General features: G+C 65.7%; 2 protein-coding genes. One reads left to right on the plus strand and one right to left on the minus strand.

Annotated features, from left to right (window positions below):
• Window positions 1–236: 236 nt before the first annotated feature.
• The gene (locus tag ACIQJT_RS21275; protein WP_402645624.1) at window positions 237–5,204 is read right to left on the minus strand and encodes a LamG-like jellyroll fold domain-containing protein; all 4,968 of its coding nucleotides are present in this window, start codon (window positions 5,202–5,204) and stop codon (window positions 237–239) included.
• Between the two features lie 1,110 nt (window positions 5,205–6,314).
• Here ACIQJT_RS21275 and ACIQJT_RS21280 point away from each other — a divergent pair.
• The gene (locus ACIQJT_RS21280; protein WP_402645627.1) at window positions 6,315–13,007 is read left to right on the plus strand and encodes a polymorphic toxin-type HINT domain-containing protein; all 6,693 of its coding nucleotides are present in this window, start codon (window positions 6,315–6,317) and stop codon (window positions 13,005–13,007) included.
• Window positions 13,008–13,055 lie beyond the last annotated feature (48 nt).

The following is a 13,055-nucleotide window of genomic DNA, read 5'->3' on the forward strand; positions in this document are numbered from 1 at the left end:
GCAAGGTCTTCTCGTGCCCGGCAAGGGAGGCATGAGGCAAGGTCGTTTCAAAGTCCGGGTTGCGGGTGATCTTGCAGGTCAGGCGATGCCGAGTAGGTCAAGCGGCCTCCGACGCGGGAAGTCTGGTTTCGGGTATGCGTTCGCGGCCGAGGCTGAAGCGGACGTCGCGGTATGTGCCGAAGGGCCGACCGCTGGTTTGCAGGCCGGCCCTTCGGCCCTTCGGTGTCCGTGCTGTGTCAGGTGTAGTAGCCGCTGCAGTCGACGACGAAGTCGGTACTTCCAGAGCTGTTGTTGTAGATGCTGATCTGTCCGTTGGTGTCGGTGGGAGTGAGGGTGAGGTTGGCGAGGGTGTCGCCAGTTCCCCAGTTGATGTTGCTGGTGGCCGGTTCGCCGGAAGCGGTGGGGTAGGCGGTGGCGTAGCCGCCAGCGGCGGTGTTGGTGACGGTGAGCATGGCGGCGAGGGTGGGGGTGGTGGCCATGGTGACTTGCTGGGTGGTGGCGGTGGTGAGGATGTAAGCGGTGTTGGCGGCGACGGCCCCCTTGGTGCCGCCGATGCCGCTGCGGGTGTCGACGAGACGGGTGGGGTTGAGGGTGTGGAATTTCTGGCCGGTGGTTGTGGTGGTGTAGTAGCCGGAAATGTCGGCCACGACAGCGGTGGCGTTGCCGTGGACGGAGATGGTGATGGTTCCGGAAGTGCCGATGGGGACGTCGCCTGACAGGGAGGCGATGCTGTTGCCGCTGTTGAAGCTGAGGCTGGTGTCGGCGGTGGGGGCGTAGCCGGTGGCGTAGGCCTGGAGGAAGCCGGCGCCTGCAGCGTTGGCGGCGGCGAGGTTGACGGCGACGGCGGTGGCCGTGGCGGGGATGCCGTTGAGGCCGGTGATCTGGAGGGTGAAGTTGGTGCCGGCGGCCACGGTGCCGGTGCTGGTGAGGTTGGTGTGGGCGATGCTGGAGCGGGTGTCCAGGGCACGCACCGCGTTGGCGAGTGGTGTGTAGGTCTGGTCTCCGGTCAAGGTGGCGTTGCTGGTGAAGTAGCCGGTGAGGTCGACGATGAGGGCGGTGGTGCCGCTGGTGCTGTCGACGTGGGTGTAGAGGTCGATCTTGCCGTCGTTGCCGACCGGGACGATCTGGTAGCCGGTGGCGGTGGTGTTGGCGGCGAAGTTGGTGGATGAGGTGATGGGGCGTTGGGTTCCGTCGGCGTAGGTGGTGACGAAGCCGCTGTCGCTCTCGCCGGTGGCGGTGACGTCGACGGCGACCGCGGTGACCGAGGCGGGCACGGTGGTCGGGGCGCCGCTGACGGGTGAGGTGACGCTGTCGCCGGCGATTTTCAGGCTGGTGACGGAGCCGTTGGTGACAGTGCTGGCGCCGGTGGTGATACCGCTGGTGTAGGTCAGGCCGCTGCTGCTGCGGGTGTCGAGGATGCGGGTGGGTGTGACGGCCTGGTGGTAGCCGGCCGGGGTGTAGGGCTGGGCCGGTGGGACGGCTGAGCCGGTCCAGGTGCGGACGCGGGCGAGTTCACCGGTGAAGTAGTCGGTACGTGCGGAGGCGTTCAGGGCGTCGCCGAGCTGGAAGTTGCCGCTGGCACCGGTGGTGGGGGCGGTGTGGCTTCCGGTGGCGACGAAGACGTCGTCGACGTAGAGGTTCATCACGCCGGTGGTCTTGTCGTAGGTGGCGGTCAGGTGTGCCCAGGTGCCGAGGTGGACGGTGCCGCCGGTGATGGTGTCGAAGGTCCAGGCGGTGCCGGAGCCGGTGTTGAGGCTGAACTGCCAGCCGCTGGTGGTGGGCAGGAGCAGGATGCCGGAGTCGGCGCTGCCGCTCTGCGAGAGCACGGCGCCGCCGTAGGCGGTGGGGTCGGCCCAGACGGACACGGTGAACGACTTGGTCAGGTCCAGGGCTTTGCTGCCCTGCAGGTAGTCGTGGTTAGTGGCATCGAGCTGGACGTCGGGGTCGAACAGGCCGCCGGTCGGGGCGCTGATGCCGCTGGTGCCGGTGAGGGTGATCGCGCTGGTGGCGGTGTCGTCGGCGGTGTGCGCGGTGGTGTCGTAGTCGTTCAGCGGCCAGTCGTGCGTGTCGGTGCTCAGGGCCTGACCGGTGGGGGTGGTGAAGCTGGCGGCGGTGCCGGTGAGGGTCATCTCATGGGCGGTGGCGATACCGGTGCTGCTGATGGTCCACAGGTCGGGGATGTGGTCGTTGTTGATGTCGGCGGCCTGGAGGGTGGGCTGGCTGACGGAGTCCCAGCCGCTGGTGGCGGCCTCGACGGAGGTGAGGGTGCTGTCGGTGGCGCCGTTGTAGAGGGTGTCGTATGTCAGGGACTGCAGGTTGGCGGGGCTGAGGTACCAGAGCTGGCCGTGGGAGGGGTCGCTGGTGTCGGTGCTGGTGTCTCGGGCGAACAGCGCCGGCAGTCCGCTTGCGTCGAGGGTGCTGGTGATCGTCCAGCCGCTCCAGCCGATGCTGCAATTGGTGGTGGTGCTGGTGTTCTGGGCCAGGCAATAGGGGTTGTAGTCGGCCAGATCGGTGGCCTGGTCCGTGCCGACGTAGCTGCCCTTCCCGTCGAAGGACGGCTCGTCGTAGAGCGAGCCGTTGATCAGGAGGAGCAGGTCTGGGTAGCCGGTGGCGGCATTGCCGTTGACGGTGTTGTACAGGCTGCCGCCGCTGGCTATGGAGGTAGCCGGGGTGGTGGTGTCGGTGGTGGTGCCGTCGTCGTTGAAGGTCGTGTCGGTGATGCCGAAGGTGGCGGTGGCATCGGTTATCTGGGTGTGGTCGCTGCCGTCCGCTCGTGTCTGGAGGTCGGTGCCATCGCCCTGTCCGCGCAGGATTTCGCCGCTGATGGCGCCGGTGGAGGTGTCATAGCGGTAGTCGAGGACGTCGTTGAAGCCGGTCCCGGTGAAGAAGTGGCCGGTGATGGCCTGGGTGCCGGTGAAGGAGGTGGCGGTCTGGGTGGTGGAGACGCCGTTGCCGTCGATGCCGATATTGCGGGAGGCGGGGTTGAGCTGTCCACTGCCGTTGCCGGTGGCCTGCCAGAGGCCAGCGGGCAAGGAGTTCTTGCCGCCGACGGTCAGCAGGTCAGCGTTGGCGTCGCCGTTGAGGTCGTCGCTGGTGGCGGTGGCGGGGGCCTGGGCGATGAACAGGTAGTTGTAGGTATCGCCCACGTTGCCGCTGGCGCCGACGGCGGTGACGGTCAGGACGTTGGTCTGAGTGGTCGGCTTGAGCGAGATGTTCGCGCTGTAGGGGCTGGACCCTGAAGCGCTGATGCTGATGGGGTTGCCGCCGTTGAGCTGGTAGCGGTAACTGCCGGGAGCCGAGGTGGTGTTGGTGTCTGTGATCGTGAAGCTTGCGGCGGTGCCCACGGTGCACAGGCTGTCGCCCGAGGGGCTGTCCGTGAGTTCCGGGCACTGGCTCGTAGACGACGTGGCAGGGCTGATGTCGGGGGCGCCTGGGGCGGTGGGGTCGTAGTAGAAGTGGCAGGTCTTTGACTGGTCGCTGGTCAGATCGCGGTCGGTGACGGTGAGGTACCAGGCGAATTCGGTCTTCGCTGTAAGTGCCTGGAAGGGACCTGAGGTGCTGGTGTGGGAGAAGGCGGTACTGGCAGTGGTGCCGCTGGTGGCGTCGATCGCGCGCGTGTAGGTGCTGCCGCTGGCCATGTTCTTCAGCGTGAAGTTCGCGGTGAGGCCGCTGGTGGTGCCGTCCGAGTCGGACACCCCGGCGCGCAAGGTGACGTCACCCAGCCCCAGCGTGGTGGGAGTGGCGGCGGTGCAACTGGTAGCCGGGCTCGTGGTCAGCGAGGTCGGAGTGTTGGGCTTGTGGTCATAGGTGGTGGTGATGGTGGCCTGCTTGCTGAACTGCTTCCACGCCAGGTCATTGCCCTCGTCGGCGGCCTTCAGTTCGAAGGTGGCCTTTGAGTACTTGCTGCCTGCGGCCTGGGCCATGAAGCTGCGGATGTCGAAGGTGACGTCCGCGGGGCCGCAGGAGGTGGACCAGCCGTGGGCGACGGACTGGGAGCCCAGGGACCTCAGCCGCGCAGGCTGGTGATTCCAGGTCGTGCTGGAGGTGATCGATCCCGTCCAGTACAGGTCGACGGCTTCGGCGGTGCAGGAAGCGGACCAGTTCTCGTAGAAGGAGATATGAGAGTCGATCACGTCCTGCGCGCCCCAGATACTGCTGTGGATGCTGGTCTGGTAGAAGGCGCGGTTGGTGGAGACGTCGGAGGTCCAGTCGGTGTAACCGACGTGGAGTGGTCCGGGGGTAGAGGCAGCGGGCTTCCAGAAGGCCGTGTCGGGCCACTCACTGTCGACGAACGCCCAGGCCTGGACGGTGTCGGTCTGCCCAGAAGGTGTGAAGGTGGGGTCGATGTAGACCGGGTAGACGGTGTGCCTGCCCGTCAGCAGGCTGCGGTCGGGGGACAGGCTGATGCGGCCCGCGTGATAGGCGGCCTTCAGGCTCGCCTTGTGGGCGGCGTCACCTGGTGATGCGGGACTGGAGGAGAGGGGGGCGCCGTTGCGCCGGTCCACGGTCTGACCGGTATGCGGGTCAGTCGCCTTGGGGACGTTGGCACCGGGTCGGGCGGAGTCCCACATAGTGGGGGCGGTGGCGGAGAACAGGGTGCGCCCGGTGCGGTCCTTGGCGGTGATGTCACCGGCCGGGTCACTGGTCAGGGTGACCCCGGTTGCCTTGGTGGACAGGTTCAGGCCGGTCAGCGCGGGGTTCGCGGCGGCCGCGGCGTTCTTGACGATGAGGACTTCGCTGAACCCGCCGGTGTCCTGTGCGGTCACAGCGAGGTTCACATCGGGCAGTACGTCCGGGTAGGTGGCTGTCGCACCGGACAGGGTAGGCGTGCGCAGGGCGAACGCTGCAGGGAGCGAGACAGCCAGGGAGCCACTGCCGGCCCGCATGCTCGCCAGCGGTGCACCCGTGCCGCCGCCGGAGAGGGCCAGCACGCCTGTGGTGACTCTGGGGGAGACCGTACCGTCCGCGTGTCGCACCAGGGTGGGATCCAGACTCTTCCACTTGCCGTGCACCAACCGGCGTACCGGAGCCACGGTCTGTCTAAGCGTCAGCGTGCCGTTCGGGTTGGCGGTCAGCGTGGAGGAGTCCGTCGTGGCGGCCGTCGCCTGGACCGGCTTGCCTGTAGCTCGCGCCTTGGCCAGCGCCTGGTCTTCGGTCAGCCAGGTAGATGACTTGGCTGATGCATGCGGCGCGACAGCGCGCATCGCTGAACCTGCCGGGTTGGCGAGAGCGGGAATGCTGCCCACCCCGCTGACCGCGAGAGTGGCAGTGCCTACGACCAGCCATCGTGCCCACGACAGGGGCAAACGGGTCCGCCTATTATTTTGCACTTTCTTTCCTCGAATCTTTAGACTGATGAAAAATCCGGCGAGGTTTTTCGGCGGCAATCATTGAACTGCCAGCGATGGGCCATGTATTCGCAAAACAATTTTGAGCTTGCCTTGACGTTCTAGTGGGGTGGCTTCCTGGGGTCTGCGGGATCGGCTGGCGTGGCACTGGGTGGTGGGAACGGGCGTCACCGTATGAGTAGTTGTACCTGGTCGTGCGGGTGATGTGACCTAGGTCACGTTATGGAAATGTCCGGTGCAGTCGTTTCTGTGCCGCTTAATCGGCTCTTCACAGTTCTTTTTTACCGGCTCCTTATTCTTGTAGTTGGCACGTTCAGGTAATTCTGTGTCCGCGGACGAGCGATCACGCGGCACGGCAATAGGTGCGTGAGCCCCATACGAGCGTCTGGCATTTCGGCATGTCGTCGTGGCAAGGGGTGGGTCGTGTCAGATAGAGGCGCGCGCAGAAACAGCACAACGGGTGTGGCACGGCATCGCCGCACCATCAGGCGGCTGCTCGTCGGGCCAGCGGCAGTCCTGGCCTGGTCCCTGAGCCTCAGCCTCGCCTTCGGATCCACAGCAAGCGCGCTGCCAGCGGCCCAACACACGCCGACCGCCCAACCGAAGGCAGACCTCGGCCACTCGGTGACGGGCCTGAAATCCGTCCCGCCCAAGCACGTGCGCATCTCGGACGCCACTCGGCACACCACGACACCAACCAAGACCGCATGGCCGACAGGTCGTACAGCAACCCTTCAGCTCAAGGCGCCTACGCCTACAGCGACTTCGGGTGCCAAATCCCCTGCGGTGGGGACCCCGGTATGGGCCCAGGCCCTCACCCCCACAAGGGGCCACTACACGGGCCCCAGCAAGCTGGGAGTGTCGCTCAAGCCTCGGTCCGTATCAGCCCGGTTGGGCGTGTCCGGGCCGGTATGGTCGCTCACCCCCGGGAAGGATGCCGGGGGTGCATCCTCAGACTTGGCCCACGTGAAGGTCGGCCTGGACTACGGCGCGTTCCGCCAGGCGATCGGCGGCAACTACGCCTCCCGGCTGCGCCTGGTGCAACTGCCTGCCTGCGCGCTGACGACACCGCAACTGGCCAAGTGCCGCAAGCAGACGCCCCTGACGTCCCACAACGACGCCAAGACCGCGGCCGTATCAGCAGCGATCACGCTTCCTGCGGCATCCACGGTGAAGCCCGCCTCGACGGGAACACGCGGACCCAAGGCCGGGGCGGCGGTCTCGGCCGTCTACAGCGGCTCGACATCCGTGGCCGCCTCCGCACAAATGGCCTCGACCTCGGGCGCAGCCACGGTGATCGCGGCCACCGACTCGACCGGCCAGGAGGGCGGGGCGGGCGGCAACTACGCCTCGACGCTGTCGTCGGCCGGCTCCTGGGGCCAGTCCGGATCGTCCGGTGACTTCACCTACACCTACAAAGTGGAAGCGCCGGCCGCCTCGACGTCGCTGGCGCCGGATGCGTCACTGTCCTACGACTCCGGCAGCGTCGACGGGAAAACGGCCAACACCCAGGCCCAGTCGTCCTGGGTGGGCGACGGGTGGACCACGCAGGACTCTTTCGTCGCCCAGGAGTTCGCGCCCTGCTCCGACTCCCCGGAAGGCAGCGCCGGCTCGGTGACGACCACCGACGAGTGCTACGACGGCCCAGTCCTGACGATGTCACTGAACGGCTCGTCGACCTCGATCGTGTACGACAAGAGCACCTCCACCTACAAGCTGGCCGACGACGACGGCGCGACGGTCAGCAAGGTGACCGGCTCATCGAACGGATCCGGCACGTACGACACGTCGTACTGGGTGATCACGGAGCGGGACGGCACCAAGTACTACTTCGGCCGCAACCAGCTCCCAGGGTGGATCTCCGGGAACGCCACGACGAACTCGGTGGACTCCGAGCGGGTGTACGCCGCCCACTCCGGTGACCCCTGCTACAACTCCACGGCCACCAGCAGCTACTGCACCATGGCCTACAAGTGGCACCTGGACTACGTCACCACCGCAACAGGCGCGGCGATGGCGTACTACTACAAGCAAGACACCAACTACTACGGCGCCTACAACGGATCTTCCCAGGTCAAGTACGTGCGCGACTCCTACCTCGCGCACATAGACTACGGCTTCACCACCACCACCGGCCCCTACGGCACCGTCCCCGACAAGATCGTCTACGGCACGTCGCTGCGCTGCACCTCCACCAGCACCAACTGCGGCAGCGCGGAAACCTCGACCAATGCCGCCTACTACCCCGACGTCCCCTACGACCTGGTCTGCGCCAGCGGGGCGGCCTGCAACGCGTACGGGCCGTCGTTCTTCTCGACCGTCCGCCTGAGCTCGATCACCACCCAGCAGTACTCAGTCACGGCCAGCGGGTATGTGACGGTCGACTCCTACGCCTTGACGCAGACCGAGCCCAATACGGGGGATGCGACCAGCGCGACCTTGTGGCTGGCTTCCGTCCAGAGCACCGGTTCGGACACCACCGCCGGCGGCTCCACCTCCTCCATCACCATGCCGCCGATCAAGTTCGCGGGTTCGGCGCTGGAGAACCGCGTCAGCACGGCCACCTACCCGGGCCTGTTCCGCTACCGCATCACGGCGATCACCAACGAGATGGGCGGGGTCACCGGCGTCTCCTACACCCTGCCGACCGCCTGCTCGACCTCCGCCACACCGTCATCGAACACCGCGTCGTGCTTTCCGGAGTACTGGACGCCCAGCGGCTACATCAGCCCGATGCTGGACTGGTTCAACAAGTACGCCGTGCAAGAGGTCCTGGAGACCGACACCTACGGCGGCTCGGCCACGAAGGAATCCAACTACGCCTACAGCGGCGCGGCCTGGCATTACGACGACGACGAGAACACCAAGCCGAAGTACCGCACCTATGGGCAGTGGCGCGGCTACCAGCAGGTGACCACCACCACCGGCAACGGATCCGGTGACGCCCAAACGAAGCAGGTCGACTCCTACTACCAGGGCATGGACGGCGACTGGCTCTCGTCCACCTCGACCCGCAGCATTTCGCTAACCGACTCACAGGGCGGCCACCACACCGACTCCGCCCAACTCGCCGGCCAGGTACTGGAGTCCACGTCCTACCTGGGCAACGGCGGCGGCGTCGACCACTCCACCATCACCTCGTACTGGATCTCCGCGGCCACCGCCACCCGCACCCGCTCCGGGCTCCCGGACCTGACCGCTAACGCGATGGGCACCGCCGAAGTGTGGAGCCGCCAGCGCCTGACCGACGGTGGCACCACGAGCTGGCGCTACACCGAGGCCGACACCACCTACGACGCCACCCGTTCCGACGACGACTTCGGCCTGGCGACCTACATCTACAAGCACACCGTGCCAGCCGACACTGCATACGACCGGTGCACCGCCACCACCTACGCCCCGGCTAACACCAGCGCCAACCTGGTCGGCCTCGTCTCGTCCACGGAAGAGGACTCGGTCGCCTGCTCCGGCTTCACCGAAGGCTCCGTCACCTCCGTACCCGACGGGCTGAACACCCTCGCCGCCCCGACCAACGTCAACCGCCCAGACCAGGTCGTCTCCGCCACCCGAACCTTCTACGACGACCCTGCCTTCTCCACGACCTTCCCGCAGTCCAGCGCCCCGACCATGGGCCTGGTCACCATGACCCGCACCGCCACCGACTACGGTGCGGGCGCGTTCACCTGGCGCACCACCGCGAAGAACACCTACGACAGCACGTACCACCGTTTGTCCGGCACCACCAATGGCAACGGCAACACCACCACGACCAGTTACACGGTCAACTCCGCCTATCTGACCACCGGACAGAGCGTCACCCAGCCGACCGTCGGCGGAGTCGCCCACACCAGCAGCTCGACACTGGATCCCGAGCGTGGCCTCACTCTGACCAGCACCGACGTCAACCATGTAGTGACCACCGTCCAGTACGACGCACTGGGCCGGGCAACCTCGGTGTGGAAGGACTCCCGCGCCACCACCTCGCTCGCGAACATCACCTACGCCTACACCCTGACCAACAGCGCCATCTCGGGCGTGGTGACCAACACCCTCAACGACAACAACGGCTACCTCACCTCGGTCAGCATCGTCGACTCCCTGGGCCGCGCCCGCCAGAGCCAGACCCACACTCCGCAGGGCGGCCGTCTCATCGACGACACCCTCTACGACTCACGCGGCTGGGCGGCGAAGAAGAACAGCGGCTACTGGGACTCCTCCACCACACCGACCCTGTCGCTGAAATCGGTGGCCGACAACCAGGTCGCCGACCAGGACGTCTACACATACGACGGACTGGGCCGGCAGATCTACGACACCTCCGAGAAAAACGGCGCCATCGTCTCCACCGCTACGACGGTCTACAACGGCGACGCCACTACTGTCATCCCGCCCACCGGCGGCGTCACCAAGAGCACCCACACCGATCCCCTCGGTCGCACCACCGAACTCGACGAATACACCGTCGCACCCACGCTGACCACACCACTGAACAGCGCCACCGGCATCTTCTACCTCACCGGCGGCACCACCAGCGCCACCACCTACGGCTACGACGGCCACGGCCACCAAGCCACCACCACCGACGCCAAAAACCAGGTATGGACCAGCGCCTACGACCTGGCCGGGGAGGTGACTTCCAAGACCGACCCCACCGCCGGCACCTCCACCATGGGCTACGACCCGGACGGAAACCTGCTGCAGGCCAAGGACGCCCGCGGCGACTACGTCTCGTACACCTACGACGCCCTCGACCGCAAGACCGGCCAGTATGCTGCAGCCGCCGCCAACCAGGTCGCCTTCAGCTCCACCAGCTCGCCCGGCAACCAGACCGCAGCCTGGGTGTACGACAACGCCAACACGGCGATCTCCGGCATGACCTACCCGGTCGGCCACGTCACCACCGCCACCTCGTACAGCGGCGGCTACGCCTACATCCAACAGGCGGTGAACTTCAACGTCTTCGGCGAATCCCTCGGCGAAGAAACCATCATTCCCTCCGCCGCCCAGGGCACCGTCCTCGGCAAGACATGGAAGATCACCCACGGCTACACCAGCGTCCTGGGCCTGCTGCGCTCCGACAGTTACACCCTCGGCGGCGGCCTGCCTGCCGAGACGGTCGGCTACGCCTACAACGACGCGGACGAACTCACCGGTCTGGCCTCCACCTCCTACAGCTACCTGCAAGGCGTCACCTACAGCGCCTACAACCAGGTCGCCCAGGTCCAGCTCGGCTCCTCCACCTCTTACGCCACCGCCACCGACACCTACGACCCACATACCGGGAACCTGACCGACCAGCTCGTCACCCGCTCCACCACCACCCCGGCCAGCGTGGACGAGACCGCCTACAGCTACGACCTCGCCGGCAACATCACCCACCAGACCGAAACCCGCTCCGGCTCCAGCACTACAGCCGAGACCCAGTGCTACACCTACGACACCCTCGACCGGCTCACCGATGCCTGGACCGCCACCGACAACTGCGCCACCACCCCCACCAGCAGCAGCCACGGCACCGTCGGCGACGGCATCACCGGCGGCTCGTACTGGACCAGCTGGGCCTACGACGCCATCGGCAACCGTCTCACCCAGACCCAGCACGCCCTCTCCGCAACGGCCAGTGACACCCTCACAAGCAGCGCCTACTCCAGCAGCCAGCCCAACACCCTGACCGGCACGACCACCACCGGCGGTACCACCGGCTCGACCAGCTACACATACGACGACGCCGGCAACACCCAGACCCGTCACACCGGCACCGGTGACCAAACCCTCGTCTGGAACAACGCCGAACAGCTCACCAGCGTCTCCAACAGCACCACCGGCACCACCACCAGCTACATCTACGACGCTGCCGGTAACCTGCTCCTCCAGATCGACCCGACTACCACCACGCTGTATCTCGGCAGCGAGCAGATCACCCTCAACGATGCCGCAGGCACTGCCACCGGCGTGCGCTACTACAGCGCTCCCGGGGGCGCCACCATCGTCCGTACCGGCACCGGCACCGCCTACGGCTTCGAACTCGCCGCCGACCAGCACGGCACCAACAGCCTCTACCTCGACAACACCGCCCAAACCCCCACCTGGCGCCAATTCGACCCCTATGGCAACCCCCGCGGCACCCCCACCACCTGGGCCGACAACCGCACCTTCCTCAACAAAACCACAGACACCACCACCGGCCTCACCAATGTCGGAGCCCGCGAGTACGACCCCACGCTCGGCCGCTTCATCAGCCTCGACCCCGTCTTCGAAGCCACCAGCCCCCAAGAGCTCGGCGGCTACACCTACGCCGGCGACAACCCCGTCACCCAAAGCGACCCCACCGGACTGTGCAAGGCCGACATCTGCGGCTACGGCGTACCCAAGGGCAACGTCGTAGGCGGCAGAAGCGGCATCATCCGCAACGCCCCCATCGACCCTGAAAACATCAGCAGAGGAACCTGCCACCCCACCTGCGGCCCAATCCACTACAACCACTGGGGCACGACGACCAAGACTTCAGACTCGACCTCCGGTAGCGGAAGCCGAACCATCACGCGACCCAAAGGAAACGGCGAGTCGATCGCACTCGGCCAAGTCGCCGGCATGCTTGACGTACTCACGCACGTAAGCGATGCGACGCATCCATGGTGCTCAATTCTTTCGATCGGGTGTGGGCCAGACGCCAGTGCCGTTGACGGCTGGATGCAGGATCTTGGCGCAGACACTGACTCGCTTGACTATCAGGCTTCTAAGAAAACCGGTGAAGAAGCCGGAAACCTGCTAGCTGGTGGAGAGCTCTTCGGGGAGGAAGGGGGGCTCTTCGGAGAAGAAGGCATCGGGTGCAGTTTCGCACCCTCCACCGCGGTCCTGATGGCTCACGGCAAAACAAAACCCATCAGCAAGATCAAAGTGGGCGACAAAGTCCAGGCCGCTAACCCGAAGACCGGAAAGAACCAGGGCACCCGCACCGTCCAGCACGTGTGGATCAACCACGACCACGACCTACTCGATCTCACTATCCGCACCAAGACCGGCCAAACCGCCACCCTCCACACCACCGCCAACCACCCCTTCTGGGACGACGCCACCCACACCTGGGTCCCGGCTGGCAGTCTCCGCAACGGCGATTCCCTCAACACGGCCAGTAACAAACACGTTCACGTCATCACCACGAGCCTCACGCCTGGTACCGCAGACCGGTGGAACCTCACCGTCCAACAACTCCATACGTACTATGTGGTGGCGGGCGGCGTCTCGATACTGGTACACAATTCAGACCGCTGCGTGCTAACTAATAGCCAGGGGCTAGCTGCTGCAGATGCGGCCGGGGCGGAATTTGCTAAGCCTGGCAATATGAACGGTGCCCTCTATCTTGAGGGGCATGATGACCCGATTGCACTTTCGTCTGGGTCTGCTAATCTGTCCGAGGGATATGCTCGTCCCCCAGGAGCCAGCACGTCGAATTTCCATCACCTTGAGGCTCAAGCGGCAGCGAAAATGCGCAGCACTGGAATAATGGATGGCCATCTGTTTATTAGTGGAGACTATATCTGTGGGGCGTGTGCAGATAAACTTTCTCAGATGTTGCCGGATGGAGCAAATCTGAGAGTTACCTACCGGGATGGTGACGGTGATATTCAGTCGCGACTCTTCACCGGTTCCGCCGGCTAGTACCTAAAGGAGGCGGCCCCAGCGTTTGATACTGGGGCCGCTCCTTTA

This window comes from Streptomyces sp. NPDC091972 (genome assembly GCF_044756385.1).
GTDB lineage: Bacteria > Actinomycetota > Actinomycetes > Streptomycetales > Streptomycetaceae > Streptomyces.